Consider the following 25,664-nt stretch of genomic DNA (forward strand, 5'->3'; position numbering starts at 1 on the left):
CGATGACGCACCCGGCGCGCCAGCGGTCCGACGCCTTCTGCGCGCGCTTTGGCCTGCGCCTGCCGATCCTGCTTTCGCCGATGGCTGGCGCCTGCCCGGTGGCCTTGTCGGCGGCGGTCGCGGATGCCGGCGGCATGGGCGCGATGGGCGCGGTGCTGTCGCCGCCCGATGCCATTGGCGACTGGATGCGCGACTTCCGTGCGGCGTCCGCCGGGCCGGCGCAGATCAATCTCTGGATTCCCGATCCCGCGCCGCGCCGCGACGCCGCGGCCGAAGCGCGCACGCGTGACTGGCTGGCGCAGTGGGGCCCCGACGTGCCCGCGGATGCGGGCGATGCGGGGCCGCCGGATTTCGACGCGCAGTGCGCCGCATTGCTGGCCGCGAGACCAGCGGTGGCTTCGTCGATCATGGGCGTGTTCCCCGCGGCCTTCGTCGCCGAGCTCAGGGCCGCCGGCATCGCCTGGTTCGCGTGTGCGACGACGCTCGACGAAGCGCGCGCCGCCGAAGCCGCAGGCGCCGATGCGGTCGTCGCGCAGGGCTTCGAAGCCGGCGGTCATCGCGGTGCGTTCGAAGCTGCGCATGCGGAGCGCCAGCTGACCGGTCTGTTCGCGCTGGTGCCGCGTCTCGTCGACCGGCTGCGGATCCCGGTGATCGCTGCGGGCGGCATCGCCGATGGACGCGGGATCGCCGCGGCGTTGACGCTCGGCGCGAGTGCCGTGCAGATCGGCACCGGCCTGCTGCGCGCGCCGGAAGCGGCGCTGGCGCCGGCCTGGGCGTCGGCGCTGGCGACGACCGAACCGGAGCAGACCTGGCCGACGCGCGCGTTTTCCGGTCGCCTCGGCCGGGCGATCGCGACGGCCTACGTGCAGGCGTCGGCGACGGAGGCCGCACCGCCGCCGCAACCGTATCCCGTGCAGCGCGCGCTGACCGCGCCGATGCGCCAGGCCGCGTCGCGCGCGGATACACTCGACGGCATGCAGGCCTGGGCCGGGCAGGCGGCGTGGTTGGCGACGGCCGAGCCGGCGCAGGCGCTCGTGTCGCGTTGGTGGGCCGAGGCGGACGCGCTGCTGTGATCCGCGTGTACCGCGACGATGGCCAACTGGCGCATGCCGACGACCTCGCGCCTCCGGCGCTGCGCAACGACGGCCATTTCACGACGTTCCAGCTGCGGGATCGTGCGGTCCTCGGTCTGGATCTGCACGTGCAACGGCTGGTCGCGGCGAGCCGGTCCCTGTTCGACGCTACGCTCGATCCCGCGCGGGTGGTCGATGCGCTGCGCCGGGCGCTGGACGCGTCGCACACACGCGACGCGTCGGTGCGGATCACGGTGTGCCCGCGCACGACAGGCGCGCCGTCGGCGGCGCATCCGATGGACCTGCTGGTCTCGCTCGCGCCCGCGGGCGAGCCGGCGACGGCGCCACTGCGGTTGCGGTCGTTCGTGTTCCAGCGCTACCGGGCGGCGATCAAGCATGCCGGCACCTTCCCGTTGTTCGATCACCAGCGACGCGCGCGCGAGACGGGCGCGGACGATGCGCTGTTCGTCGATGCGGCCGGCGATGTGCTGGAGGGGTCGGTCTGGAACCTCGGACTCTGGGATGGCCGGACCCTGGTCTGGCCGGCTGGCGACGCGCTGCGCGGCACCCGCGAACGCCTGCTGCAGGCGGGCCTCGCGGCGCTGGGCGTTGCGCAGTGCACGCGGGGCGTGGCCCTGGCCGAACTGGACGCGCCGCTGGCGGCATTCGCCTGCAACGCGCGGGGCCAGCAGGCGATCGCGTCGGTCGATGGCCGCACCCTGGCGCACGATTCCGCGCTGGCGTCGCTGCTGGCGGACGCGCTGGCGACACAGCCCTGGCAACCGGTGGGCTGAGCTAGCGCACGGCGACGCCCGGGGTGCTTGCGCGAGGCCCGGAAATTCCCGTTATAATCGCCGGCTTACCTCGCCACCCTGGCGACTGGGCAACACAGGAAGCAAAGCAAATGGTCAAGATTCGTCTGACGCGCGGTGGCGCCAAGAAGCGTCCGTTCTACCACATCATCGTCACCGACTCGCGCAGCGCGCGCGACGGCCGCAACATCGAGCGCGTGGGTTACTACAACCCGGTCGCGACGGGCGGCGAGCAGCGCGTGGTGCTGGATACGGCGCGCGTCGATCACTGGATCGGCAACGGCGCCCAGATGACCGACAAGGTCCGCGCCCTGTACAAGGAAGCGGGCGTCAAGGCAGCAGCCGCGGCTCCGGCCGCCTGATGCGCGGGCCGCGCTCCGTGCGCGGCCGTTTCTCGCAATGAACGACCAGGCGCGCCAGCCTGCCCAGCGCATGATCCAGCTGGGCAAGGTCCATGGCGCGTTCGGCGTGCGTGGCGAACTGAAACTCGAATCGTTCACCGAGCCGCGTAGCGCGATCTTCCGTTACCAGCCCTGGGTACTGCGCGACGCGCGCGGCGCCGAGCGTCCGTTCGACGGCGCCACGGGTCGCGAAACGCCCAAGGGCGTCGTCGCGACGTTGCCCGGCGTCGAGGATCGCGATGCCGCCGAGGCGATGCGCGGCATCGAGGTCTGGGTGTCGCGCGATGCGATGCCGCCACCGCGCCCGGGCGAGTACTACTGGGTCGATCTCGAAGGCCTGCGCGTGCGCAACGTGGATGGGGTCGAGTTCGGCGTCGTTTCGCACCTGTTCTCGACCGGCGCCAACGATGTGCTGGTGGCGCAGGGCGAACGCGAGCGGATGATTCCGTTCGTGACCCCGGAGTACGTCGTGTCGGTGGATTTCGATACGGGCGTGGTCACCGTGGACTGGGATCCCGAGTTCTAGTCGCCGCGTGTTGCGGTGTGGCGGACGCATGGCGCCAGGGCGCGGTGTCCGCGAGCAGGTCCGGTCATCCGGAAGTCGAGCGATGCACCAGGTCGTCCTTGGAACGAGCGCGGCGTTGCTCGACGTGGGGCGACAGTCCCGCAGATCTCCCGCCGCGACTCCGACACCACGCCATCCGCCATCGAGTTTCCGATTCCGCCATGCGCATCGACGTCATCAGCCTGTTCCCCGAATTCATCGCCCAGTGCGCGGCGGTGGGTGTGGTCGGGCGCGCGCGCGAGCGGGGCCTGCTGACGCTGGAAGGCTGGAATCCGCGCGACTACGCGGACGGCAGCTATCGCCGCGTCGACGACCGCCCGTTCGGCGGCGGCCCGGGCATGGTGATGATGATCGAGCCGCTGCGGGCCGTGATCCAGGCCGCGCGCGAGGCCGATCCGGCGCCCGCCAAGGTGATCTACATGAGCCCGCAGGGGCGCCCGCTGACCCAGCCGCGCGTACGTGAACTGGCGACGCGCGAGCGCCTGATCCTGTTGTGCGGCCGCTATGAAGGCGTCGACGAGCGTCTGCTGGCCGCGGAAGTCGACGAGGAGATCTCGATCGGCGACTACGTGCTCTCGGGCGGCGAACTGGCCGCCGCGGTGATCGTCGATGCCGTCGCGCGGCTGCAGGACGGCGTGCTCAACGACGCGGACTCGGCCGACCAGGACAGTTTCGAGGGCGACGGCCTGCTCGACTGCCCGCACTACACCCGCCCGGTGTCGCACGCGTTCGGGGCGGTGCCGGACGTGCTGCTGTCGGGCAACCATGCCGAGATCGCGAAATGGCGGCGGCAGCAGGCGCTCGGCCGGACCTGGCTGCGGCGGCCCGAGCTGCTCGACGAAGCGGGCCTCGGCAAGGCCGACCGCCGCTTGCTGGACGCGTTCCGGGCCGGCCACGCCTGTGACGATCCCGGCGACACGTGAAGCCGGAGCGGGGTGGTGGCATTCGCCCGGCAGGTGCCTCTATAATGCGCGGCTAACCGTTTCACCGAGCCAGAGCGTGCGTCCACGTGCACCACGCCTATAACGACACCAACAGGCAATGACCATGACCACCAAGCCCTCCCTGAACACCCTGCTGCAGGACTTCGAGAAAGACCAGTCGCAGCGCGAACTTCCCGAATTCGGCCCCGGCGACACCGTCGTCGTCAACGTCAAGGTCAAGGAAGGCAACCGCGAGCGCGTGCAGGCCTATGAAGGCGTGGTCATCGCCAAGAAGAACGCCGGTCTGAATTCCGCGTTCACCGTCCGCAAGATCTCGCACGGCTTCGGCGTCGAGCGCGTGTTCCAGACCCACAGCGCGATCATCGAGTCGCTGCAGGTCAAGCGTCGCGGTTCCGTGCGCGCGGGCAAGCTGTACTACCTGCGTGGCCTGGAAGGCAAGAAGGCGCGCATCAAGGAAGACCTGTCCGCGACCGCCAAGGCCAAGAACGAGAAGGCCCGCGCCGACGAAGCCAATGCCGCCGCCGCCAAGCAGGCGCAGCAGCAGGCCGACAAGGCCGCCAGCGCCGATTGATCGGAGCCGGCTTCGATGTCGCACGACGGCCGCCGCAAGGCGGCCGTCTGCGTTTGGGGCACGTCGTCCGCGCCGGGGCCTTGCGCCGAGGGCCGGACTGGACACGGGTGACCGCACAAGGGAGCGTCGATCGACCGGAACGAGACGGCGGGCCACAGCGGCATGCGTTCGGGATGTCGCGCGGACGCCCGTGACAGGCACCGGCATGGCGCCGGAACACGCATCGCCTGCTCGCATGCACGATCGATGGCGCATTCGCGCCCCGCGTCATCCTGTGCCCGCCTCCTACGAAAAAGGCGCCGGACAGATTGCCCGGCGCCTCGTATCGTCGCCCCGCGGGCCTGGCCCGCGTCGGTTCAGTCGAGATCGGTGTCGAGCAGGCGACCGGTCTGCGCCGAATACTCGAGATCGACCGAACGACCGTCGCGCTGCCGGATTTCGATGTCGTACTCGCCGTCGTCGTACGACACTTCAGTGACCTGGCCCGGATGACGACGCTGGGCGTCGGCGAGGATGGCGTCGAGCGAGGCGTCGTTGCGCGGGGTGCGCGGATCGGCCTTGGCGGCGGCGGCCGCGTGCTGCCGATCGGCCTGGCCCCTCGCGGTGGCGGCGTCCTGTGCGAACGCGACGGGAATGGCGATCGCCGAGGCGGCGATGGCGGCGACGAGAAGCGTGGTGTGCAGACGGGACATGCGGATCTCCTGAAGTAGAGGGTGGAATCGACACCGGTGGTCCGGCTTGCGATGCAGTCTCCGGATCGCGCTTAACCGCCTTCTGATCGGAATGTTCACGATCCGGTTAAGCGCAATCGCCAGACTGACGGCATGCGCACCGCTTCTCTTCTGACTGCCGCCGTCGTGTCGTTCGCCCTTACCGGCGCGCACATGCCGTTGCATGCCGACAGCGACAAGCCGCCGCGCGTCGATGCGGCCTACGCACGCGACGGCGTGCGCCGCGGCGAGCTGGTGCGGCTGGAAGTCCTGCTGGCCGACGCCGAACAGCGGTATCCCGGGCGCGTCGTCGAAGTGGACCTCGACGATGACGACGACGAATACGAGATCGAGATCCTGATGGCGGACGGCCGCGTCGCCGAACTGACCTACGATGCGCGCGACGGGCGCCTGCTCGAGATCGAGATCGACGACTGATGCGGATTCTTCTGGCCGAGGACGATGCGGAACTGGCCGATCGCGTCGCCGCGGCGCTGGGCGCGGCCGGTTTCGCGGTGGATCGCGTCGACGACGGCGCCGAGGCCGAGTTCCGCGGCCAGACCGAGGCCTACGACGCCGCCGTGCTCGACCTCGGCCTGCCCGGGCTCGACGGCGTGTCCGTGCTGCACCGCTGGCGCGAGGCCGGGCAGACGCTGCCGGTGCTGGTGCTGACCGCGCGTAGCCGCTGGCACGACAAACTCGCCGGCTTCAACGCGGGCGCCGACGATTACCTGACCAAGCCGTTCCAGATCGAGGAACTGGTGCTGCGCCTGCACGCGCTGATCCGCCGCAGCGCCGGCCATGCATCGCCTCGCCTGCGGTGTGGCCCGCTGGAGCTCGACGCGCACGCGGGCCGCTTCGCGCTCGATGGCGATCCGCTGGCGCTGACCGCGCAGGAGTACCGGATCCTCGCCTATCTGATGCACCACGCGGACCGCGTCGTCAGCCGCGCCGAACTCGGCGAGCACGTCTACGACAATGGCTACGATCCCGATTCCAACGTGCTCGACGTGCTGATCGGCCGCATCCGTCGCAAACTCGGCGTCGCCCTGCTGCACACCGTGCGCGGGCAGGGCTTCCGGCTCGCGGACGCGCCTTGACCGGCATGCGCGCGATGTCGCTGCGCTGGCGGCTGTGGCTGGCCGGCGCCGCGGGCGTGGGGGTCGCCACGCTGGTGGCCGGCAGCGTGCTGGGCGCGTTGTTCGAACGCTCCGGCCAGCGCGCACTCGACCGCCGGCTCGACGACGATTTCGCCACGCTCGCCGCACTGGTCGAAGCGCGCCCCGACGGCGGCTGGCAGCTGCGTCGCCAGCCGGCCGACGAGCGCTATGCGCGGGTGTTCTCCGGCTGGTACTGGCGGGTGGGCACCGGCGCCGACAGCCAGCAGGCGCGCTCGCTGTGGGACGGCGAGATCGACATCGCCGTGCCGGACGCGCCGGGTCCTGCGGTCTGGAGCGAGACCACCGGACCGCGCGGCCAGCAGTTGCGCGTGCGCCTGCAGCAGCTGCGCCTGCCGAACGTCGATGCGCCGGTGCCGATCCTCGTCGCCGGCGACCGCGCCGACGTCATCGCCGAAACCCGCGATTTCCGCCGCAACGCGATGGTGGCGTTCGCCGCGGCCGCCGCGACCCTGCTCGCGTTGCTGGCCTGGCAGGTCGAATGGGGCCTGCGTCCATTGCGGCGGATGCGCCGGACCCTGGCGCGCGTGCGCAACGGCGACGACATCCGCTTCGGCAGCGAGCGCTGGCCCGCCGAAGCCGCGCCGCTGGCGCAGCAGATCGACGACCTGCTCGACGAACACGGCCGTCGGGTCGCGCGCGCGCGCCACGCCGCGGCCGATCTCGCGCATGCGCTGAAGACGCCGCTGACGGTGCTGTCGGCCGAAGCGCAGCGGCCCGGTCCGGGCACCGCCGGCGTCGTCACCGCGCAGGTGGCGCGCATGCGCGCGGAGATCGAACGGCGGCTCGCGAGCGGCTTCGCGACCGACGGGCGCCAGCGCACGCCGGTCGCGCCGGTCGTCGACGCGCTGTGCGCCCTGTTCGCACGGGCTAGCGACGGGGGCATCGCGCTGCAGGCGGACATTGCCGGCGATCTGGTGTTCGCCGGCGCACGCGAGGATCTGGAAGAGATGCTCGGCAACCTCGTCGACAACGCCGTCAAATGGGCGCGCGGCCGGGTGCAGATCGAGGCGACGCGCGAGGCGCAGCGCCTGCGCGTCACGGTCATCGACGACGGCCCCGGCATGCCCGCCGATCTGCTGGCGACGGCGCTGCAGCGCGGCGCACGCCTGGACACGCAGGTGCCGGGGCATGGCCTGGGACTGTCGATCGTCGACGACATCGCCAGCAGCTACGATGGCCGCCTGATGCTCGACACCTCTCCCGACGGCCTGCGCGCGGCGCTCGATCTGCCCGCCGGCGATGCCGCGACGCCATGACCGTACCGACGGCCAGCGTGCGCCTGGACCTGTGGCTGTGGGCGGCGCGTTTCTTCAAGACCCGCGCGCTGGCCAAACAGGCGATCGAGACCGGCAAGGTCGACGTCGACGGCCAGCGCGCCAAGCCGGCTCGCGCGGTGCGGATCGGCGATGCGCTGCGCATCGCGCGCGGCGAGGAGCAGTTCGAGATCGAAGTCCAGGCGCTGTCGGATTCGCGCGGTCCGGCTGCGGTCGCGCGGACGCTGTATGCGGAATCCGAAGTCTCGCGTCTCGCCCGCGACGCACGCATGGCCGAACTGCGCGCCGCACGTGCCGGTTACCAGGCGCCGGAGCACAAGCCCGACAAGCGCGCGCGCAAGTTGATCCGCGCGCTCGGCGATATCGACGCGATCTGAGCGCTCAGGCCGGCAACCAGTCGCGCAGCAGCGTTTCGGACACATCCCACAGCCGCGCCGCCATCGCCGCATCGCGTTGCGTGTCGCTCTGCCGGGCCGGCGCGAAATCGCGCCAGAAGTCGCCGCTGCGACCCGCGACGTCCGGCGAGGCCGCCAGCCAGCACGGCGTCGCCGCGCCCTGCGCCACGCTGCGCGCATCCTCGCGATAGCGGCTGCCGACGTTGCGCAGGATGTTGCTGCGCACGTGGCCGGGCGAGACGCAGTTGGAGGTCGCGCGCGTGCCGGCCAGCCGCCGCGCGAGTTCCAGCGAGAACAGGCCGTTGGCGAGTTTGGAATGCGCGTAGCGCGCCTCCCAGGTGGCGCCGGACAGATCGTCGAACTGGATGCCGCCGGGCGGCGCGTTGCGCTCGTCGCCGCTGCCGAGCACGACGACGCGGCCCTGCGGCGCGGCGATGACGCGATCGAGCAGGCGTCGCACCAGCAGGTGGTGGCCGAGATGGTTGACCACGAAGGTCTTCTCGAGGCCGTCGATCTGTTCGAGGTCGCCGAGCACGATGCCGGCGTTGCAGACCAGCGCGTCGACCGGCACGTCCAGCGCACGGATCGCCTCGCTGCAGGCGCCCACCGAGTCGAAGTCCGCGAGATCCAGCACCACCGGTGTCGCCCGGCCGTCGACCGCCGCGCACGCGGCCTCGCCCTTGGCACGCGACCGCGCCGTGCCGATCACGTGCGCGCCACGCAGTGCCAGCACGCGCATCGTTTCCTGGCCGATGCCGGAATTGCAGCCGGTGACGACGATCGTCCTGCCGCGCAGGTCGAGTCCTGCGGTCGCGTCTTCGGCCGTGGTGGTGGGCCCGAGGCGCGGCACCGCCGCGAAGACGGGCACGGCCGACGAAAGGGCGGCGAGGAGACCGGATTGCAGCAGCAGACGACGGCGTGGATCGACGGACATGGCGCGACGGTTCCCAACAAAAAAGGCGCCCCAGTGTAGGGCGCCTCGTGGCCGGGTTCCGCGCCGGGCAGCCGCCGGCGCGGAATGGTCTGCAGCGTCGTCGCTTACTTCAGATCGAAGCGGTCCAGTTCCATGACCTTGGTCCAGGCGGCAACGAAGTCCTGCACGAACTTCTCCTGCGCGTCGGCGCTGGCATAGACCTCCGACAGCGCGCGCAGCACCGCATTGGCACCGAACACCAGATCCACGCGCGACGCCTGCCAGCGCGGCGCGCCGGTCGCGCGGTCACTGCCGTGGAAGGCCTCGCGGGCCTCCGAGGTCGGCGACCACGCCGTGCCCATGTCGAGCAGGTTGACGAAGAAGTCGTTGCTCAGCACGCCCGGGCGATCGGTCAGCACGCCCTGCGAGGACTGACCGGCATTCGCACCGAGGACCCGCAGGCCGCCGACCAGCACCGTCATCTCGGGCGCGGTCAGCGTCAGGCGCTGGGCGCGGTCGATCAGCAGATGCTCGGCGGGCACGGCGAACCGCGCGCGCACGTAGTTGCGGAAGCCGTCGGCATCCGGCTCCAGCGGCGCGAACGAGGCGACATCGGTCTGCGCTTCGCTCGCATCGGTGCGGCCCGGCGAGAACGGCACGGTGACGCGCACGCCCGCGGCCTCGGCCGCCTGCTCGACCGCGGCATTGCCCGCCAGCACGATGAGGTCGGCCAGCGAGATCTTCTTGCCGCCCGACGCGGACCCGTTGAAGTCCTGCGCGATGCCTTCGAGCGTGCGGAGCACGCCGGCCAGCTGCTCCGGTGCGTTGACGGCCCAGTCCTTCTGCGGCGCCAGCCGCACGCGCGCACCGTTCGCACCGCCACGCTTGTCGCCGCCGCGGAACGTCGAGGCCGAGGCCCACGCAGTGGACACCAGTTCGGCGACCGACAGGCCGCTGTCGCGGATCGTCCGCTTCAGCGCCGCGATGTCCGTCTCGTCGACGAGGGCATGGTCGACGGCGGGCACGGGGTCCTGCCAGATCAGTTCCTCGTCCGGCACGTCCGGGCCGAGGTAGCGCGCGCGCGGCCCCATGTCGCGATGGGTCAGCTTGAACCACGCACGTGCGAACGCATCGGCGAACTGGTCCGGGTTCTCGAGGAAGCGGCGGGAGATCTTTTCGTAGGCGGGGTCGACGCGCAGCGACAGGTCGGTCGTCAGCATCGTCGGGACGAGCTTCTTCGACGGATCGTGCGCGTGCGGAATCGTCGCCTCGGCATTCTTCGCGGTCCACTGGTGGGCGCCGGCGGGGCTCTTGGTCAGCTCCCACTCGAAACCGAACAGGTGCTCGAAGAAGTCGTTGCTCCACTGCGCGGGCGTCTTCGTCCAGGTGACTTCGAGGCCGCTGGTGATCGTGTCGCCGGCCTTGCCGCTGCCGAACCGGTTGTGCCAGCCGAAGCCCTGGGCTTCGAGCTCGTCGGCCTCGGGCTCGGCGCCGACGTTGTCGGCCGGGCCGGCGCCGTGGGTCTTGCCGAAGCTGTGGCCGCCGGCGATCAGCGCGACGGTTTCCTCGTCGTCCATCGCCATGCGGCCGAAGGTGTCGCGGATGTCGCGCGCGGCGAGCAGCGGGTCGGGATTGCCGTCCGGGCCCTCCGGATTCACGTAGATCAGGCCCATCTGCACCGCAGCCAGCGGATTTTCCAGGCGGCGCGTGTGGGTGTCGCCATCGGCGTTGTCGTCGGACACCAGCACGCCATGGTCGCCCGGCTTCTCGACGCCTTCCGAGCCGTGCGCGTAGCGCACGTCACCGCCGAGCCAGGTCGTTTCCGCGCCCCAGTACACGTCGAGGTCCGGCTCCCAGGTGTCCTCGCGGCCGCCGGCGAAACCGAAGGTCTTGAAGCCCATGGTCTCCAGCGCGACGTTGCCGGTGAGGATCATCAGGTCGGCCCAGGACAGGGCGCGGCCGTACTTCTGCTGGATCGGCCACAGCAGGCGGCGGGCCTTGTCGAGGCTGACGTTGTCCGGCCAGCTGTTGAGCGGTGCGAAGCGCTGCTGGCCGCGACCGCCGCCGCCGCGCCCGTCGCCGATGCGGTAGGTGCCGGCGCTGTGCCACGCCATGCGCACGAACAGGCCGCCGTAATGGCCGAAGTCGGCTGGCCACCAGTCCTGGGAATCGGTCATCAGCGCGGCGAGGTCGCGCTTCACCGCGGCGAGGTCGAGCTGCGAGAACGCGTCCGCGTAATCGAAATCGCCGCCCATCGGGTCGGACTTCGCCGAGTGCTGGCTCAGCAGATCGAGCCGCAACTGTTTCGGCCACCAGTCACGGTTGGTCGTGCCGCCACCGGCGGCGTGCTTGAACGGACATTGTGCTTCGGTCGACATGGTCTCTCCCTGTGGCGGATCGCGTGGATTCCGGACTGGATTCCAGCACGCGCCTGCGATGGATCGATGACCGGCGCGTGGCCGGTCCGGCTCAGGCGGACGCGCGCACCGGCCGTGTCGTCCGGCTGGCAGGCGCGGGGCGCGCGGCTCGCTGCTGATGCCGTTCAGACTGGCGGGCCGGCGATCGAAAGGGAAATTGATTGTGTGGCCTGGTCTGATAGCTCGGGGCTATCGGACCAGCGGGCGGGATGCGCGTCGTAGAGCTTTGCCGGGCAGCGGCTCAGAGCAGTGCGCGCAGCCGGTACAGCGCTTCGAGGGCCTGCTTCGGCGTCAGCTCGTCGGGATCCAGCCCCGCCAGCGCCTCGACCGCTGCCGACGGCGGTGCGAACAGGCCGATCTGCTGCGGGCTGTCGAGATTGCCGGCCGACAAGGGCGCCGGCGCCGGCGTGTCGCGGCCGCGTTCCAGCTCCGCCAGCCGCGCGCGTGCATCGCGCACCACCGACTTCGGCAGGCCGGCCAGTGCCGCGACCTGCAGGCCGAAGCTGCGGTCCGCCGGCCCGTCCTTGACCGCATGCATGAACACCAGCGTTTCGGCGCCGCTGCGGTCGCGGTGTTCGACCGCGTCCAGATGGACGTTGGCGATGCCGCTGCCCGGCTGGGCCAGCGCGGTCAGTTCGAAGTAGTGCGTCGCGAACAGGGTGTAGCTGCGGTTGGTCCCGGCGAGATGGCGCGCGCAGGCATCGGCCAGTGCGAGGCCGTCGTAGGTCGACGTGCCGCGCCCGATCTCGTCCATCAGCACCAGCGACCGGTCGGTCGCGTGATGCAGGATGTAGCTGGTCTCGGCCATTTCGACCATGAAGGTCGACTGGCCCTTGGCGAGATCGTCACCGGCGCCGATGCGGGTGAGGATCCGGTCGATCGGCCCGAGCACCGCGCGCGACGCGGGCACGAAACTGCCGATGTGGGCGAGCAGCACGATCAGCGCGTTCTGGCGCATGTAGGTGCTCTTGCCGCCCATGTTCGGGCCGGTGATGACCAGCATGCGGCGTGCGCGGAACTCGTCGCCATCGCCGAGCACCAGATCGTTGGGTTCGAACGGCGCCTTGCGCACCGCCTCGACCACGGGATGCCGGCCGCGCTCGATGCACAGGCCCGGCGCGTCGGTCAGCTGCGGTCGCGACCAGTCCAGCGCCTGCGCGCGCTCGCCGAAGCAGGCCAGCACGTCGAGTTCGCTGAGCGCGCTGGCGCACTGCTTCAGCGATTCCAGGCGCTCGCCCAGCGTGTCGAGCAGTTGTTCGTAGAGCAGCCGCTCGCGCGCCAGCGACCGTTCGCGCGCCGACAGCACCTTGTCCTCGAACGCCTTGAGCTCCTCGGTGATGTAGCGCTCGGCATTGGTCAGCGTCTGCCGCCGCGTGTAGTGCGTCGGCGCCTTGCCGGCGTGGGCCTTGGAGATCTCGATGTAGTAGCCGTGCACGCGGTTGTAGCCGACCTTCAGCGTCGCGATGCCGCTGGCCTCGCGCTCGCGGGTCTCGAGATCGACGAGGAACTGGTCGGCGTGCGTGCTCAGCCGCCGCAGTTCGGCCAGTTCGGCATCGTGGCCGTCGGCGAAGACGCCACCGTCGCGCGCCAGCACCGGAGGCTGTTCGACCAGCGCCGAGGCAAGCAGGTGCGCTTCGGCCGCGTGCTCGCCGAGGCCGTCGTGCAGCGCGCGCAGGCGGGGCGAGTCGAGCGCGCCGAGCACCGTGCGCAGGCCGGGCAGCAAGGCCAGGCCGTCGCGCAGCGTCGACAGGTCGCGCGGCCGGGCCGAGCGCAACGCGATGCGCGTCAGCACGCGCTCCAGATCGCCGAGCGCGCGGAAGCGCTCGCGCAGATCGGCGTCGCTGCCGGAATCGAGCAGCGTCTGCACCGCATGCAGGCGCGCCTCGAGCACGGCGCGGTCGCGCAGGGGACGGTGCAGCCAGCGCCGCAGCAGGCGGCCGCCCATCGGCGTCACCGTGCTGTCGAGCACGCCGAGCAGGGTGTGCCGCGTCTCGCCGTCGACGCGCGTGTCGAGTTCCAGATGCCGCCGGGTCGCGGCGTTCATCGCGATCGCGCCGTCGCCGCTTTCCACGCTGATCGAGGTCAGGTGCGGCAGCCGCTGTTTCTGGGTTTCCTCGACGTAGCCGAGCAGGGCGCCGGCCGCGGCGACGGCCAGCGGCTTGTCCTCGATGCCGAAGCCGGTGAGGTCGTGCAGGCCGAAGAACTGCAGCAGCTGGCGCCGGCCCGATTCCGCATCGAACAGCCACGGCGGTCGGCGGCGCGCACCGGTGCGTTCGGAGAGGAAGGCCGGCCAGCCGTCTTCGTCGGGCACCAGCAGCTCGGCGGGATCGAGCCGCGAGATCTCGGCCTCCAGCGTGTCCTCGTTCGCGCACTCGCAGACCAGGAAGCGGCCACCGGCGAGGTCCGCCCAGGCGAGGCCGTACTGGCCGTTGCGATGGCGCGCGACGGCCAGCAGCAGGGTGTCGCGGCGCTCCTGCAGCAGCGCCTCGTCGGTCACCGTGCCGGGCGTGACGATGCGCACCACCTTGCGTTCGACCAGGCCCTTGCTCGCCGCGGGATCGCCGATCTGCTCGCAGATCGCGACCGATTCGCCGAGCGCGACCAGCCGCGCCAGATAGCCCTCCGCCGCGTGGTGCGGCACGCCGGCCATCGGAATCGGCGCGCCGGCCGAATTGCCGCGCTGGGTCAGGGTGATGTCGAGCAGGCGGGCGGCCTTGCGGGCGTCGTCGTAGAACAGCTCGTAGAAGTCGCCCATGCGGAAGAACAGCAGCACGTCGGGGTGATCGGCCTTGGCGGCGAAGAACTGCTGCATCAATGGCGTGTGCTGTGGCGCGGACATCAAATCACTCGGCGGGCCGGCCGCATAGTCTGCCTGAAACGGCTCGCGTCGGCCCCCGAATCCGGGCCCGGCGCCGCGTCGCGACGGGCCGGAAACCCCGGTCGCACGCGTCCGGAATTGTGTTAGGTTTCCGTCAAGACAAGCGATTGTCGGACGTTCCGGTCATGTCCCCACGCGCGACCGGAACGGCGGGGCTTCCCGATGGCGCAACGCCGTCGGGCGACGGTTTTTTCGAAAACCACACATGTCATTCGGGGGACACCATGGATACACGCCAGTTGCGTCGCAGCCTGCTCAGTCACGCCGTCGTCGTCGCGCTCGCCGCGACGGTTCTGCCCGCCGCCCACGCCCAGTCGACGCCCGACGATCCGGACACGCCGACCACGCTGTCGGCGATCACGGTGACCGCGCAGAAGCGCGAGGAAGCGCTGCAGGACGTGCCGATCGTCATCAACGTGCTGCCCGAACAGCTGCTGCAGGACACCGGCGTGCGCGACATCAAGGACATGCAGGTGCTGGTGCCCGGCCTCACCGTCACCAGCACGCAGTCGGCGGCGCAGACCACCGCGCGCATCCGCGGCATCGGCACGGTGGGCGACAACCCGGGCCTGGAATCCTCGGTCGGCATCGTCATCGACGGCGTCTACCGCGCGCGCAACAGCGTGGGTTTCGGCGATCTCGGCGAAATGGAGCGCATCGAAGTGCTCAAGGGGCCGCAGGGCACCGTGTTCGGCAAGAACACCTCGGCCGGCGTCATCAACGTGATCACCCGGCGGCCGAGCTACACGCAGTCGGCGGAAGGCGAAGTCACGGTCGGCAACTACGGCCTGATCGGCGTGTCCGGCGCGTATAACGACGCGCTCAGCGACAATGCCGCGTTCCGGATCTACGCGACCAAGCGCAAGCGCGACGGCGTCGACAACGTCGACACCTCGGGCGGCCCGCGCGTGGAGACCGACGACGGCGACCAGAACTACCACTCGATGCGCGGCCAGCTGCTGTTCGAGCCGACGCCGAACCTCAACATCAACTTCATCGGCGACTACACCAGCCGCGAAGAGAACTGCTGCGTGTCGGTGACGACCCAGCGCGGCCCGACCGCCCCGATCATCGATGCGCTGACGCCGGGCGGCGAGGGCGTGATTCCGGTCGTGGATCTCGACCGCCGCCTCGCCTACGCCAACCGTACGACCGAACAGGATCTCAAGGACAAGGGCGTTTCGGCCGAGGTCAACTGGACCACGCCCTGGGCCAACGACGCGGTGCTGACCTCGATCACCGCCTTCCGCGACTGGAAGGCGATCACCAGCATCGATTTCGACTACAGCGGCGCCGACATCCTTTACCGCCCGCCGAACGAGGACGGGTCGGTGGTGAAGTTCGAGAATTTCAGCCAGGAACTGCGCTTGACCGGGTCGAGCGACAAACTCGACTGGATGGTCGGCCTGTTCTACGCGGACGAGGATCTGGGCCGAAACGACTCGTACTATTTCGGCGCCGCCTACGAGCCCTATATGTCGACCGCCGTCGCCTCGCAGGTGCTGCCCGCGCTGGCGGCGCAGCTCGCGCCGCTGGGGCTGACGGTCAACACCGCGAATCCGGCGACGTTCCTGTCGCAGGTCAGCGGACGTCCGTTCGGCACCAACTTCACCGGCCAGGGCGCGCTCGACCGCTACGAGCAGAGCGCGAAGAGCGCGGCGTTCTTCACCAACAACACCTTCCACGCGACCGACGCGCTGGATATCACCCTGGGTCTGCGCTACACCCGCGAGAAGAAGACCCTGCAGTCGGATTACGCGAACCCCAGCGGGGCGCAGGGCTGCGCGGCGACGCTGGCCAATCCGGGCGCGCGCGTCGGCGGGGCGCTGGCGCAGCGCATCAACGGCTTCGCCAGCCTGCCGCCCGCGCTGCAGCAGCAGCTGCTGGCGGGCCTGGTGCCGGCGATCGCGCCGCAGGTCGCCGGCTTCATGTGCCTGCCGTGGGCCAACATCGCGCACAACGGGCGCAGCACGTTCCAGGAGCGCACGGAGAAGGAATGGTCGGGCACCTTGAAGGTCGCCTACGACTGGTCGGACGACGTGATGACCTACGTCTCGGGTTCGCGCGGCTACAAGGCCGGCGGCTTCAACCTGGACCGCGTGCAGGTCGGCATCACGCCGGTCGACGACACCTCGTTCGCCGGCGAATTCGTCGACAGCTACGAGCTGGGCATCAAGACCAACTGGGCCGAGGGCAACCTGCTGCTCAACGCGGCGCTGTTCCACCAGACCTACGAGGACTTCCAGCTCAACAGCTTCCTCGGCACCGCGTTCGTCGTGCGGTCGATCCCCGAAGTCACCTCGCGCGGCATCGACGCCGAGGTGCTGTGGCAGACCCGCATGCCCGGCCTGATGCTGCAGGGTGGTGTGACGTACGCGGAGACCGAGTACGGCGACGACATCGTGCCCGACCTGCCGCTGCTGCCGGGCGGGCAGATGAGCTTCGCGCCGGAGTGGTCGGGCAATGCCTCGGCCACCTACCAGTGGGACATCGGCTCGACGCTGCAGGGCCGCTTCAATATCGGCGCGAAGTACATGTCGGAATACAACACCGGCTCGGACCTCAAGCCGGAGAAGATGCAGGACGCCTACACCCTGCTCAACGCACGCGTCGGCTTCGGCCGCCAGGACCAGCGCTGGATGCTGGAATTCTGGGGCCAGAACCTGACCGACGAGACCTACAAGCAGGTCGGCATCGACGCGCCGATCCAGACCGGTTCGTTCAACGCCTTCCTCGGGGCGCCACGCACCTACGGCATGACGCTGCGCGTCCGCTACTGATCGCAACGCGGCGTGACACGACGGGCGGGCCGGCTTCGGTCCGCCCGTTCGCATGTCGGGGCGGACGCGCGGCGCGGGGATTTGCGGTACAACGGCAGGCCTTCCCGCGGGCGCGCACGATGATCCAGGCCGACATTCCCTCCGACGCGACGCTGCAGGCGCTGGCCGAACGCACCGGTCATCTGCTGCGCGACGCGCACCATCGCCTCGTCACCGCCGAGAGCTGCACCGGCGGCTGGATCGCGAAGACGATGACCGACATCGCCGGCTGCTCGGACTGGTTCGATTGCGGGCTGGCGGCCTACAGCTACGAGGCCAAGCAGGCGCTGCTCGGCGTCACCCCGCATACGCTGGAACGCCACGGCGCGGTCAGCCGCGAGACCGTCATCGAGATGGTGTCCGGCGCGCTGGTGAACTCGGGCGCGAGCATCGCGGTCGCGGTGACCGGCATCGCCGGCCCCGGCGGCGGTAGCGAGGACAAGCCGGTCGGCACGGTGTGGATCGGCTGGAAGCGGCGCGGCGGCTACGCGCGTGCCCAGGATTTCCTGTTCGCCGGGGATCGCGATGCGGTGCGCCGGCAGACCGTCGAAGCGGCGCTGCACGGACTGGCGACGACGGTCGCGGAACGCTGACGCGAGGCCTGCGTCGGCCGCAAGGCCGATGCGGGCGTGCACGCAGGGACTGGACACGTCACGGGCCTCGACGTTTGCAGGACTCCGGCGGATCGCGAGCGCGACTGCGGCCGCGTGGCGACGGTCAGTCGTCGCCGGGCGCCACGTCCACCCACACCAGACGGTGATCGCTGCCGCCGACGATGTCGGCATGGGGCGCGTCGCTGCGCGGCCAGAACACGCCGCTGTCGACCAGCGCCTGGCCCGTCGACGGCAAGACGTAATCGAGCCGCAGATTGCCGACACGCGGGCCGAAGCTGCCGGTGTCGTGCGCCGCGGCACCGCGATGTCCGGCATTCGCGCCGCCGCCGGTCGCCGCGGCTTCGATCGCGCCTTCGCTGCGCGGCGTCGCCATGCGCAGCACGCGCGGATGCTCGAGCAGTTCGCGGATCGCGTCGTGGTCACCGGATCCGTCGGTCGGATCGTTGTTCAGATCGCCGAGGATCACGAAGCGCGCCTCCGGCGCCAGACCGCCGCAGGTGCCGGCGTCGTCGCAGAGCCAGGGCCGCGGGCCGGGGGTGATGTAGTCGCGCCACAGGCGGATCTCGTCGCGATTGCGCGCGACGTTGCGCTGCTCCGGGCCATCGAACGCGGGCGGCGTGGGATGCGCGGCCAGCACGTGCAGGACGCCGTGCGGCGTGCGTACCGGCACGTCCCAGTGGGACTTCGACGACAGCCGCAGCTGCGACCACACCGCATCCGCATGGAACGGGCGACCCGTGTCGGGCACCACGGGTCGCGCGGCGTCGGGCATCGTCTGCCAGCGCAGTTGCTGGAACGTGCGCACGGCATCGGCATCGATCGGATACCGCGACAGCAGCAGCATGCCGTACTGGCCCGGATGCAGGCCGTAACCCCAGGCATCGTTGCCGCGGTCGCGGCCGTCGCCGCCGACCGTGCCGTTGCCGTCGAGGTCCAGGCCGCTCGGCACGCCGGTGTTGACCGGTGCGAGGTAGCGGTAGGGATAGCGCAGCGGCGCCCCGCCACCGGTCTGCGGACGTTCGAGAAAGGCGCGCTGGAACAGGTCGGCGGCGCTGCCGTCGGCGACATAGTCGAATTCGTTGAGCAGCACGATGTCGGGGCGGACCTGCTGCAGCACTGCGGCGATCCGCTGGGCATCGGCGTCGTCGGCCTGCAGCCGCGCGAGCAGGCCACCGGCCTCGTCGCTGTAGAGCGAGGCGTTGTAGGTGGCGATGCGCAGCGTATCCGCGCGCGGCGCTGCCAGCGCGCCGGTGGACGGCGGGCGTCGATCGCCTGCAGCGCTGCAGGCCACGACGACGAGCAGCACCGGTGCGAGCAGCGACAGCAGCAGGGCGGTGCGGGTCATGCCGTCATCTCCGGTGGCAGCACGCGCCACTGGCGGCCATCGAAGCCTTCGAGCGGGCGGAACTTGCGTTTGTAATCCATCTTGCGGTGTCCATCGATCCAGTAGCCGAGATACAGATGCTGCCTGCCGTCGCGTCGCGCCCAGGCGATCTGCCGCAGGATCGCCAGTGTGCCGAGGCCGCGTGACGCTTCGTCGGGGTCGAAGAAGGTGTAGACGGCCGACAGCGCGTCGTCCGACAGATCGGTAACCGCGACCGCGACCAGTCGCCCGTGCAGGCGCAGTTCCAGCAGCCGCCCCTCGTTCCAGCTGCCGATCAGGAACTGGTCGAACTCGTGCGCGCCATGGTCGTCCATGCCGCCGCCCGGATGGCGCGACGCGAGATACCGGCGATACAGCGCCAGGCGCTCGTCGTCGCGCTCCGACGGCACCACGCGAGATTCAATGTCGAGATTGCGCGCCAGCGTGCGGCGCTGGCTCCGGCTGGGTTCGAACGTCGCGACCGGAATGCGCACCGCGACGCAGGCGCGGCAGCCGGTGCAATGCGGGCGATAGACGATGTCGCCCGAGCGGCGGAATCCCCAGCGCAGCGCCTGCGGATAGAACGCCGGCAGGCGCGGGTCGCGCGGATCGAGCACGAGATCGCGCGCAGTGCGGTCGGGCAGGTAGCCGCAGTCGTGGGCGCCGGTGTGGAACAGCCGCATGTCGGCCGTGGCGATCGCGTCCGGTTCGGTGCGGGCGTTGGTCTGCATGCGGTCAGCATAGCGCCGGGCGTCGCAGGCATTGCGATCCGCGCACGCCGTCCGCCAGCTGAACCGGCCTGGCGACGGGTCAACCGATCGACGGGAGGGCGCGTTGATCCCTGCACAAGGCGGCGCCGTGCCGCGACCATGGGACTATCACGATGCAGACCAAAGCTCTGAACGCCGCACTGTTCGCGGCGCTGACCTTCTCGATCTCCGGCGCGGCATTCGCGGCGGATCCCGTTCCCGCCGCGGCCGGCAGCCAGGCCAAGCAGGCCGGTGCGCACGACGGTGCACGCCATCGTGGCCACGGCATGCACGGACCGCGCGGCATGGGAGGCGTCGACGGTATCGCGCGCCTGGACACCGACAACGACGGCCGCATCAGCCGCGCCGAAGCCGAGGCCGGGCAGCAGGCGTGGCAGGCGCGACGCGACGCGCACCAGGCCGCCCGCGCCGAACGTGGCGAGACCGCACGTGGCAACGCGGCCCGCGGCGAGGGCAAGCGCGGTCCGCGTGGGCAGAAGCCGGGCGGATTCGATCTGGTCGAGGACTTCGCCACGATCGACGGCAACCGCGACGGCTTCATCACCCGCGCGGAAATGCGCACCTGGCATGCGGCCAAGCGCGTGGAGCGCGAGGCGTCCGGCACGCGTCGATTCGACGAGCAGTTCCGCGCGGCGGATCTCAACGGCGACGGCAAGCTGAGCCGGGTCGAGGCCACCGAGAAGATGCCGCGCCTGTCCGAGCGCTTCGCCTGGATGGACGAGAACGGCGACGGCTTCCTGAGCCGTGAAGAGCTGCAGGCGGGTCGCCCGCAGCGCTGAGCCGGCGACGTCGGGTCACGGAGAAGCCGCGCATTGCGCGGCTTCTTTTTTGGGGGATTCCGGCACGTTGGACATTCCGGCGTCGGCCAATTGAGACGGTGTTGCGCCCGGAGTGCCCGGGTGCTTTGTGAGGAGCGCCCGTGCAGGTTGCGCGTGCGTTGCGGCATCGCCGTAACGGTGTTCGCACGCGAGCGCGCTCCTACACGAACCGGGGCTTCACCGCGTCCGGCATTCGTCGGCTGGCGCGTCAGGAACGCCGTCCGCGCAGGCAAGTGCATGCCGGAGCGCGCTCGCGCGCGTCGGGCTCTTCGCGGGTTTCGGCCGGCGGCATCTCGTTGCACGCACTTGCGTGCAGGCGCACCTGCAGGGTCGCCGCGATGCCGACCCGGTGCCGCTACGCCTGCTGCAGGAACAGGATCAATAGCGCCCCGACCACGCCGAGATTGGTGATGATCAGCCCGCTGGTGCCGAACATCAGGCGATAGGCGAGCGCGCGCCGTGCGGCGCCCTTAGGATCACGTGCGGCATCGCGTGCGAGCAGGGGATTCATCAGCCGGGGCAGGCTGGTCATGATCGGATAGTTGTAGATTGCGATCATCGCGACCACGCACAGCACCAGCCATGTCGAGGACAGCACACCGGTCTCGGCGAGAAAGCCGACCGGAAACATGACGAGCAACGCGAGCACGCCGCCGGCCACGAACCAGCGGTCGTAGAGCCGCAGGATCGCGCGGCGTTCGGCGTCGGTGTCCGCGTAGCGGGCCACCATTTTGCGGCACAGCCACACCGTCAGTCCGCCGAATGCCAGGCCGGCACTGGCCGCGCCCAGGGCGCCGGCGCTGCCGAGCGCGCTCTTGCCGGCGATGCCGCCGCCCATCGCGCTGCCGGCGGCGACACCGGCGAGGGTGCCGGCGGCGGCAGGCTTCGACAGCGTGGCGAGGCCGGCGGTGACGATCAGGGTGAACGCCGTCCCCGGCGCCGAGCCTTCGGCGAAGTCGCGGAAACGTGCGACCAGGTCCTCGCGCAGGCTGCGGCGCGCACGCGACAGCCGCTTGCGCACCGCCGCGTCCGACAGGCCGAGCAAGGCGGCGACCTGTTTCGAGTTGCCGCCTTCGCGGTAGTACAGCAACAGCACTTCGCGGCTGTCGTCGGGCAATTCGGAGATCAGGTCGGCGGCGACGCGCCCGGTTTCGTCGTCGATGATCTGCTGCATCGGGCAGGCATCGGGATCGGCGGCCTGGGCGATGGCGATGTCGGCGGCCTCACCGGCGATCAGGCGCTCGCGGCGCGCGCGCAGGTGGTCGCGGGCGAGATTGCGGGTGATCTGGCGCAGCCACGGCAGGAAGCTGGTGACGTTCTGCAGGCGCGCGAGCTGCTGCCAGGCCCTGAGATAGGCCTCCTGCGCGATGTCCTGGCTGGCCTGCACGTCGCGGGTGATCGCCAGTGCGATCGCGGTCGTCGCATTCTGGCTCAGGGTGACGATGCGCCCGTAGGCGGCCTGGTCGCCGCCGCGCGCGGCGGGCAGTTCTCGGTGGATGCGTTCTTCGAGCGTGAGTTCCGCGACGGCAGTGTGCATGTGGCGTTCCCTGCGATGGTCGTCTCCCCAGACGACGCCGGCGCGGCGGATGTGACCGCGACGCCGTCAGGATGCCAGCTCACCCGGCCGGCGAGAACCTCCAGTCGCGGCCGACGCGCTCGACGTCGAAGGTCCGCGCGTCCGCCTCGCCGGTCGTCAGCTCGACGGTGCCCATGCCCGAGCCGTCGGTGCGGTAGTTGCCGACGTCGAGGCTCGGCGGTGCGTCGTCCGCTGCGCTGGCGCAGGACGAACGCGCCCGGACGTCGGGGCGTCCGGCCTGCAGGCGCGCGAGCAGGGCCGCGTCGGGATCGCCGCCATCGACGGCGACGCAGGCGGGACCGTCGATCGAGGCGACGGCGTCGCCCAGCACGGCCGCGGCCAGCGCCGCCGGCACGGCGATGCGATGCACGCTGGCCTCGACCGTGGGTGGCACCATGTCCAGCCGCGGCTCGGCCGGTGCGGACGCGACCGGTGCCGGGTCCGGCGCGGCGTCGGGCCAGTGCCGCTGCAGGGTGACGAAGCCGATGCCCAGCACCGCGCCGCCCAGCAGCACGTACCGGATCTTGGCGGTGCGGCTGAGCCGCCGCTTGGCCGGCGCGCTGTCCGAGGCGAAGACCACGTCCGCCTGCGGCAGATAACCGCGCGCGGTCGACACGGTCTGCAGCAGTCCAGCGCCGCGCAGCAGCTCGCGCGCGCGCGGCTGCTCGTCCGATCGCACGACCCACACCGACGGGCGTTCGCCGGTCGGCGTGTCGCGATAGCTGAAATTGCCGCGGCGATTGCCCTTGTAGGAGCGGCCGTTGGTGATCTGGACCTCGATCCCGGCTTCGCGCAACAGCTTGGCGACGCCTTCGACGTTTTCGATCCGTGCACTGCTGAACACCTGACGCATGCGGCTCAGGTCCCCTTCGGTGCGGTGGCGTCGCCGGGCAGCACGCGGATCATGCCTTCCTGCGCGGTGCTGGCGACCAGATGCCCGGCGCGATCGAAGATCTGCCCGCGCGCCAGGCCGCGCGCGCCCTGCGCGCTGGGACTGTCGAGCGCGTACAGCAGCCAGTCGTCGACACGGAACGGCCGGTGGAACCACAACGCATGGTCGAGCGACGCCATCTGCACGTTCGGCTGGTAATAGCTGATGCCGTGCGGGAACGTCGCCGTGCCGAGCAGCTGGAAGTCGGAGGCGTAGGCGAGCAACGACCGGTGCAGTGCCGGCGCATCGCCGACCGGTCCGGTCAGGCGGAACCACATCTGCTGGAACGGCGGACGCTTGGGCGGGCGCAGTTCGTCGCGGGGGTAGACATGGCGGAATTCGAAGGGACCGCTGCGGTCGAGCCAGCGCTGCACCTTGACCGGCAGCTTCGCCAGCACTGCCGCGGGCAGCGGGTCCTGCGGTTCGATGTCTTCCGGTGCCGGCACCTCGGGCATCGACAGCTGGTGTTCGGCGCCGGCCTCCGCTTCCTGGAACGAGGCCGCGCAGAAGAAGATCACCTTGCCGTGCTGGATCGCGGTGATCCGGCGCACCGAAAACGAGCCGCCGTCACGGGTGCGGTCGACGTCGTAGACGATCGGCGCGTCGACGTTGCCGGCGCGCAGGAAATACGCGTGCAGCGAGTGCGCCGGGCGCGGCGACGTCATCGTCGCCTGCGCGGCCGACAGCGCCTGGCCCAGCACCTGGCCACCGAACACGTACTTGGTGCCGATGTCGCGGCTCTGGCCGCGGAACAGGTTGTCTTCCAGCCGTTCGAGCGACAGCAGGTCGATCAGTTCGGATACGGGGGGCGTCATCGGCGTCTTCGGTCGGCGGCAGGGACTCGCCCGGCGCGCGGACGGGCGACGGCAATTATAGGAGGCCGGCGCTGAAGCCCCGCGTGTCCGCGTGGCGTGCGCGTGGGCGGGCGTCAGCTGCGGCGTTGCAGGTCCACCGCCGCGAGCACCTGTGCCCACGGGAAACGCGGGCCCGGATCGCGCTTGCGCGGCAGCAGGATCGTCGGATCGTCGCTGGCCGGCACCCGCTCCGTGTCCAGGTCCTCGTGACCGGCGATCGTGCGCAGGGCCGGCAGCGTCGCGCGCAGCTGCCGCAGCAGGGCGACCAGCGCGTCGATCTGCGTCGCCGGATAGGTCTCCTCCATGGCCTGGTGGCGGCTGTCGAGCCAGTGCGGGAACCGGCCGGTGTTCACCAGCTCGATGCCGACCGCCTGCGCGTTGTGGCCGCGGACGGGGGGGCGGGCATGGCCCGGCGGCACGTACTCGACGATGTGGCCGTCGCGGTCGATGTACCAGTGGCCGCTGTTGCCGGTGCCGGACTCGGGATAGAGCAGGCGCTCGCCGTAAACGCGGGCCGTCGCCAGATCCGGCAGCTCGGTGCAGTGGATGACGACGAGCGCGATGTCGGCGATGTCGCGCGTCGCCAGACGGTCCACGTAGGGCAGCGGTTGCCGCGAGATCGCGGCCGCGGACGGGGGGGCGGGCATGGCCCGGATGCTAGCATTCGCGCATGAGAAATCCCCCGCCGGGCTCCGATCTGCACGCCCTGATGACGCAGTTTCCGCGCCCCGGGCGCGTCGACTGGATCGGCCTGCGTCCGGCCCGTGACGTGCCGATGACGGTCGTCGCGCAGGCGCGCGCAGCCACCGGCGGCGGGCTCGACGGCGACCGCTATGCGGGCGGCAGCGGCAAGCGCGGCCTGACCCTGCTGCAGGCCGAACATCTGCCGGCGATCGCGGCGCTGACCGGCCATGCGGCGCTCGCGCCGGCCACGCTGCGTCGCAATCTGGTGGTGTCCGGCATTCCGTTGATCGCGCTGAAAGGCCGCCGGTTCCGGGTCGGCGACGTCGTGCTGGAAGGCACCGATCCCTGCGATCCCTGCTCGCGGATGGAGTCGGCGCTCGGCGCCGGCGGATACAACGCGATGCGCGGCATGGGCGGCCTGTGCGCACGGATCGTCGAAGGCGGCATCGTCCGGCTCGGCGATGCGGTCGAGTGGGTGGACGCATGAGAGCGTCGGTCCACGGCGCGCGCGGCCACGTGATCCTGTCGCACGGCTTCGAGAGCGGTCCGGACGCGACCAAGGTCACCGCGCTCGCGGATGCCGCCGGGCGCCTCGGCTGGACCCACGAGCGCCCCGACTACACCGATCTCGACGCGAAGCGCGAGATCAGCGCGCTGGGGGATGTCGCCGCGCGCATCGAGCGCCTGCTCGCGCTGGCCACCGCCGCGCGTGGGCGCGGGCCGCTGGTGCTCGCGGGTTCCAGTCTCGGCGCATGGATCTCGGGTCACGTCTCGCAGCGCGTGCCGGTCGCCGGTCTGTTCCTGATGGCGCCGCCGGTGCGCCTGGATGCCGCGCATCCGCTGCAGGCGGCCGACGTGCCGCTGTCGGTGATCCACGGCTGGCACGACGAACTGATCCCGGCGGCGGATGTCGTCGGCTGGACCGCCGCGCGTCGCGGTCGCCTGTTGCTGGTCGACGACGCGCATCGCCTGTCGGCGCATGTCGACGCGTCCGCCGAGGCCTTCGGCGCGCTGCTGGCGTCGCTGTAGTCCCCGTGTCCCATGTGCGTTGCGGTCGTGCGCCGGTTCCTGCCGCATCGCGTGTGCACCGCGTCCCCGCTG

The 25,664-nt window shown here is 70.9% G+C and carries 25 protein-coding genes; 15 read left to right on the forward strand and 10 right to left on the reverse strand.

Annotated features, from left to right (window positions below):
* The first annotated feature begins 2 nt into the window (after positions 1–2).
* The 6 genes from CJ022_RS03680 (at position 3) to rplS (ending at position 4,366) form a co-directional block, all read left to right on the forward strand.
* On the forward strand, positions 3–1,073 hold the full coding sequence (locus tag CJ022_RS03680) for an NAD(P)H-dependent flavin oxidoreductase (protein ID WP_101925338.1): 1,071 nt from the start codon (positions 3–5) through the stop codon (positions 1,071–1,073).
* Positions 1,070–1,867 (forward strand): aminotransferase class IV, encoded by a 798-nt coding sequence (locus CJ022_RS03685; RefSeq protein ID WP_233198587.1) that lies wholly within the window; start codon positions 1,070–1,072, stop codon positions 1,865–1,867. The genes CJ022_RS03680 and CJ022_RS03685 overlap by 4 nt, the downstream gene beginning before the upstream one ends.
* Positions 1,868–1,977: 110 nt before the next feature.
* On the forward strand, positions 1,978–2,247 hold the full coding sequence (gene rpsP, locus CJ022_RS03690) for a 30S ribosomal protein S16 (RefSeq protein ID WP_101925339.1): 270 nt from the start codon (positions 1,978–1,980) through the stop codon (positions 2,245–2,247).
* Positions 2,248–2,284: 37 nt separating this feature from the next.
* Positions 2,285–2,812 carry a ribosome maturation factor RimM gene (gene rimM / locus CJ022_RS03695; RefSeq protein WP_101925340.1) on the forward strand — a complete coding sequence of 176 codons (528 nt, stop codon included), beginning with the start codon at positions 2,285–2,287 and terminating at the stop codon, positions 2,810–2,812.
* A gap of 200 nt (positions 2,813–3,012) precedes the next feature.
* On the forward strand, positions 3,013–3,774 hold the full coding sequence (gene trmD, locus CJ022_RS03700) for a tRNA (guanosine(37)-N1)-methyltransferase TrmD (protein ID WP_101925341.1): 762 nt from the start codon (positions 3,013–3,015) through the stop codon (positions 3,772–3,774).
* Positions 3,775–3,898: 124 nt separating this feature from the next.
* Positions 3,899–4,366, forward strand: coding sequence for a 50S ribosomal protein L19 (gene rplS / locus CJ022_RS03705; RefSeq protein ID WP_101925479.1), 468 nt, complete (start codon positions 3,899–3,901; stop codon positions 4,364–4,366).
* Between the two features lie 356 nt (positions 4,367–4,722).
* Here rplS and CJ022_RS17015 read toward each other — a convergent pair whose 3' ends face one another.
* Entirely contained in the window at positions 4,723–5,058 is a 336-nt protein-coding gene (locus tag CJ022_RS17015; RefSeq protein WP_101925342.1) for a PepSY domain-containing protein, read from the reverse strand.
* A 165-nt stretch (positions 5,059–5,223) separates the two neighbouring features.
* On the opposite strand from CJ022_RS17015, the gene CJ022_RS03715 reads away from it, so the two are divergent.
* From CJ022_RS03715 to CJ022_RS03730, 4 genes are read left to right on the forward strand one after another with little or no spacing between them, the layout of a single operon-like run.
* A complete protein-coding gene (locus CJ022_RS03715) occupies positions 5,224–5,514 on the forward strand; it encodes a PepSY domain-containing protein (protein WP_158238339.1) in 291 nt (96 codons plus the stop codon).
* Positions 5,514–6,176 (forward strand): response regulator transcription factor, encoded by a 663-nt coding sequence (locus CJ022_RS03720; protein ID WP_101925344.1) that lies wholly within the window; start codon positions 5,514–5,516, stop codon positions 6,174–6,176. The genes CJ022_RS03715 and CJ022_RS03720 overlap by 1 nt, the downstream gene beginning before the upstream one ends.
* A gap of 14 nt (positions 6,177–6,190) precedes the next feature.
* Complete coding sequence (locus CJ022_RS03725) at positions 6,191–7,513, forward strand: sensor histidine kinase (RefSeq protein ID WP_233198588.1); 1,323 nt, start codon at positions 6,191–6,193, stop codon at positions 7,511–7,513.
* On the forward strand, positions 7,510–7,908 hold the full coding sequence (locus CJ022_RS03730; protein ID WP_101925346.1) for an RNA-binding S4 domain-containing protein: 399 nt from the start codon (positions 7,510–7,512) through the stop codon (positions 7,906–7,908). Before CJ022_RS03725 ends, CJ022_RS03730 begins: the two co-directional genes overlap by 4 nt.
* Positions 7,909–7,912: 4 nt before the next feature.
* On the opposite strand, the gene CJ022_RS03735 is transcribed toward CJ022_RS03730, so the two are convergent.
* The 3 genes from CJ022_RS03735 to mutS all read right to left on the reverse strand — a co-directional run bounded on the left by CJ022_RS03735 (position 7,913) and on the right by mutS (position 14,095).
* On the reverse strand, positions 7,913–8,860 hold the full coding sequence (locus CJ022_RS03735; RefSeq protein ID WP_101925347.1) for an SDR family NAD(P)-dependent oxidoreductase: 948 nt from the start codon (positions 8,858–8,860) through the stop codon (positions 7,913–7,915).
* Positions 8,861–8,964: 104 nt separating this feature from the next.
* Positions 8,965–11,217: a catalase/peroxidase HPI gene (gene katG / locus CJ022_RS03740; RefSeq protein ID WP_101925348.1), complete on the reverse strand. Its 2,253-nt coding sequence runs from the start codon at positions 11,215–11,217 to the stop codon at positions 8,965–8,967.
* A gap of 280 nt (positions 11,218–11,497) precedes the next feature.
* A complete protein-coding gene (gene mutS / locus CJ022_RS03745) occupies positions 11,498–14,095 on the reverse strand; it encodes a DNA mismatch repair protein MutS (RefSeq protein ID WP_101925349.1) in 2,598 nt (865 codons plus the stop codon).
* A 263-nt stretch (positions 14,096–14,358) separates the two neighbouring features.
* Here mutS and CJ022_RS03750 point away from each other — a divergent pair, with 263 nt between their 5' ends.
* Both CJ022_RS03750 and CJ022_RS03755 read left to right on the forward strand, forming a co-directional pair.
* Positions 14,359–16,914, forward strand: coding sequence for a TonB-dependent receptor (locus CJ022_RS03750; protein ID WP_101925350.1), 2,556 nt, complete (start codon positions 14,359–14,361; stop codon positions 16,912–16,914).
* A 119-nt stretch (positions 16,915–17,033) separates the two neighbouring features.
* The gene (locus tag CJ022_RS03755; protein WP_101925351.1) at positions 17,034–17,546 is read left to right on the forward strand and encodes a CinA family protein; all 513 of its coding nucleotides are present in this window, start codon (positions 17,034–17,036) and stop codon (positions 17,544–17,546) included.
* Between the two features lie 124 nt (positions 17,547–17,670).
* Here CJ022_RS03755 and CJ022_RS03760 read toward each other — a convergent pair whose 3' ends face one another.
* Both CJ022_RS03760 and CJ022_RS03765 read right to left on the reverse strand, forming a co-directional pair.
* Positions 17,671–18,912 (reverse strand): endonuclease/exonuclease/phosphatase family protein, encoded by a 1,242-nt coding sequence (locus CJ022_RS03760; protein ID WP_101925352.1) that lies wholly within the window; start codon positions 18,910–18,912, stop codon positions 17,671–17,673.
* Positions 18,909–19,661, reverse strand: a complete 753-nt coding sequence (locus tag CJ022_RS03765) for an arginyltransferase (RefSeq protein ID WP_101925353.1) — start codon at positions 19,659–19,661, stop codon at positions 18,909–18,911. Before CJ022_RS03765 ends, CJ022_RS03760 begins: the two co-directional genes overlap by 4 nt.
* Positions 19,662–19,813: 152 nt before the next feature.
* Here CJ022_RS03765 and CJ022_RS03770 point away from each other — a divergent pair, with 152 nt between their 5' ends.
* Positions 19,814–20,479, forward strand: coding sequence for an EF-hand domain-containing protein (locus CJ022_RS03770; protein WP_101925354.1), 666 nt, complete (start codon positions 19,814–19,816; stop codon positions 20,477–20,479).
* Positions 20,480–20,873: 394 nt separating this feature from the next.
* On the opposite strand, the gene CJ022_RS03775 is transcribed toward CJ022_RS03770, so the two are convergent.
* The 4 genes from CJ022_RS03775 to CJ022_RS03790 all read right to left on the reverse strand — a co-directional run bounded on the left by CJ022_RS03775 (position 20,874) and on the right by CJ022_RS03790 (position 24,526).
* Complete coding sequence (locus tag CJ022_RS03775) at positions 20,874–22,055, reverse strand: RNA polymerase sigma factor (RefSeq protein ID WP_101925355.1); 1,182 nt, start codon at positions 22,053–22,055, stop codon at positions 20,874–20,876.
* A 79-nt stretch (positions 22,056–22,134) separates the two neighbouring features.
* Complete coding sequence (locus tag CJ022_RS03780; protein ID WP_143703883.1) at positions 22,135–22,947, reverse strand: DUF2007 domain-containing protein; 813 nt, start codon at positions 22,945–22,947, stop codon at positions 22,135–22,137.
* A gap of 5 nt (positions 22,948–22,952) precedes the next feature.
* Positions 22,953–23,840 (reverse strand): acyl-CoA thioesterase, encoded by an 888-nt coding sequence (locus CJ022_RS03785; RefSeq protein ID WP_101925357.1) that lies wholly within the window; start codon positions 23,838–23,840, stop codon positions 22,953–22,955.
* A gap of 113 nt (positions 23,841–23,953) precedes the next feature.
* On the reverse strand, positions 23,954–24,526 hold the full coding sequence (locus CJ022_RS03790; RefSeq protein WP_101925358.1) for an N-acetylmuramoyl-L-alanine amidase: 573 nt from the start codon (positions 24,524–24,526) through the stop codon (positions 23,954–23,956).
* Between the two features lie 23 nt (positions 24,527–24,549).
* Here CJ022_RS03790 and CJ022_RS03795 point away from each other — a divergent pair, with 23 nt between their 5' ends.
* Together CJ022_RS03795 and CJ022_RS03800 are read left to right on the forward strand one after the other, a co-directional pair.
* On the forward strand, positions 24,550–25,050 hold the full coding sequence (locus CJ022_RS03795) for an MOSC domain-containing protein (RefSeq protein ID WP_425490801.1): 501 nt from the start codon (positions 24,550–24,552) through the stop codon (positions 25,048–25,050).
* Positions 25,047–25,592, forward strand: coding sequence for a YqiA/YcfP family alpha/beta fold hydrolase (locus CJ022_RS03800; RefSeq protein ID WP_101925360.1), 546 nt, complete (start codon positions 25,047–25,049; stop codon positions 25,590–25,592). Before CJ022_RS03795 ends, CJ022_RS03800 begins: the two co-directional genes overlap by 4 nt.
* Positions 25,593–25,664 lie beyond the last annotated feature (72 nt).

The organism is Luteimonas rhizosphaerae (assembly GCF_002849595.1).
GTDB classification, from domain to species: Bacteria; Pseudomonadota; Gammaproteobacteria; order Xanthomonadales; family Xanthomonadaceae; genus Luteimonas; species Luteimonas cellulosilyticus.

Excerpts from the sequence above, each read along its gene's own strand:
- CJ022_RS03680 (WP_101925338.1), top strand. The coding sequence starts at position 3 with ATGACGCACCCGGCGCGCCAGCGGTCCGACGCCTTCTGCGCGCGCTTT.
- rpsP (WP_101925339.1), top strand. The coding sequence starts at position 1,978 with ATGGTCAAGATTCGTCTGACGCGCGGTGGCGCCAAGAAGCGTCCGTTC.
- rimM (WP_101925340.1), top strand. The coding sequence starts at position 2,285 with ATGAACGACCAGGCGCGCCAGCCTGCCCAGCGCATGATCCAGCTGGGC.
- trmD (WP_101925341.1), top strand. The coding sequence starts at position 3,013 with ATGCGCATCGACGTCATCAGCCTGTTCCCCGAATTCATCGCCCAGTGC.
- rplS (WP_101925479.1), top strand. The coding sequence starts at position 3,899 with ATGACCACCAAGCCCTCCCTGAACACCCTGCTGCAGGACTTCGAGAAA.
- CJ022_RS17015 (WP_101925342.1), bottom strand. The coding sequence starts at position 5,058 with ATGTCCCGTCTGCACACCACGCTTCTCGTCGCCGCCATCGCCGCCTCG.
- CJ022_RS03720 (WP_101925344.1), top strand. The coding sequence starts at position 5,514 with ATGCGGATTCTTCTGGCCGAGGACGATGCGGAACTGGCCGATCGCGTC.
- CJ022_RS03725 (WP_233198588.1), top strand. The coding sequence starts at position 6,191 with ATGTCGCTGCGCTGGCGGCTGTGGCTGGCCGGCGCCGCGGGCGTGGGG.
- CJ022_RS03730 (WP_101925346.1), top strand. The coding sequence starts at position 7,510 with ATGACCGTACCGACGGCCAGCGTGCGCCTGGACCTGTGGCTGTGGGCG.
- CJ022_RS03735 (WP_101925347.1), bottom strand. The coding sequence starts at position 8,860 with ATGTCCGTCGATCCACGCCGTCGTCTGCTGCTGCAATCCGGTCTCCTC.
- katG (WP_101925348.1), bottom strand. The coding sequence starts at position 11,217 with ATGTCGACCGAAGCACAATGTCCGTTCAAGCACGCCGCCGGTGGCGGC.
- mutS (WP_101925349.1), bottom strand. The coding sequence starts at position 14,095 with ATGTCCGCGCCACAGCACACGCCATTGATGCAGCAGTTCTTCGCCGCC.
- CJ022_RS03750 (WP_101925350.1), top strand. The coding sequence starts at position 14,359 with ATGGATACACGCCAGTTGCGTCGCAGCCTGCTCAGTCACGCCGTCGTC.
- CJ022_RS03755 (WP_101925351.1), top strand. The coding sequence starts at position 17,034 with ATGATCCAGGCCGACATTCCCTCCGACGCGACGCTGCAGGCGCTGGCC.
- CJ022_RS03760 (WP_101925352.1), bottom strand. The coding sequence starts at position 18,912 with ATGACCCGCACCGCCCTGCTGCTGTCGCTGCTCGCACCGGTGCTGCTC.
- CJ022_RS03765 (WP_101925353.1), bottom strand. The coding sequence starts at position 19,661 with ATGCAGACCAACGCCCGCACCGAACCGGACGCGATCGCCACGGCCGAC.
- CJ022_RS03770 (WP_101925354.1), top strand. The coding sequence starts at position 19,814 with ATGCAGACCAAAGCTCTGAACGCCGCACTGTTCGCGGCGCTGACCTTC.
- CJ022_RS03775 (WP_101925355.1), bottom strand. The coding sequence starts at position 22,055 with ATGCACACTGCCGTCGCGGAACTCACGCTCGAAGAACGCATCCACCGA.
- CJ022_RS03780 (WP_143703883.1), bottom strand. The coding sequence starts at position 22,947 with ATGCGTCAGGTGTTCAGCAGTGCACGGATCGAAAACGTCGAAGGCGTC.
- CJ022_RS03785 (WP_101925357.1), bottom strand. The coding sequence starts at position 23,840 with ATGACGCCCCCCGTATCCGAACTGATCGACCTGCTGTCGCTCGAACGG.
- CJ022_RS03790 (WP_101925358.1), bottom strand. The coding sequence starts at position 24,526 with ATGCCCGCCCCCCCGTCCGCGGCCGCGATCTCGCGGCAACCGCTGCCC.
- CJ022_RS03795 (WP_425490801.1), top strand. The coding sequence starts at position 24,550 with ATGAGAAATCCCCCGCCGGGCTCCGATCTGCACGCCCTGATGACGCAG.
- CJ022_RS03800 (WP_101925360.1), top strand. The coding sequence starts at position 25,047 with ATGAGAGCGTCGGTCCACGGCGCGCGCGGCCACGTGATCCTGTCGCAC.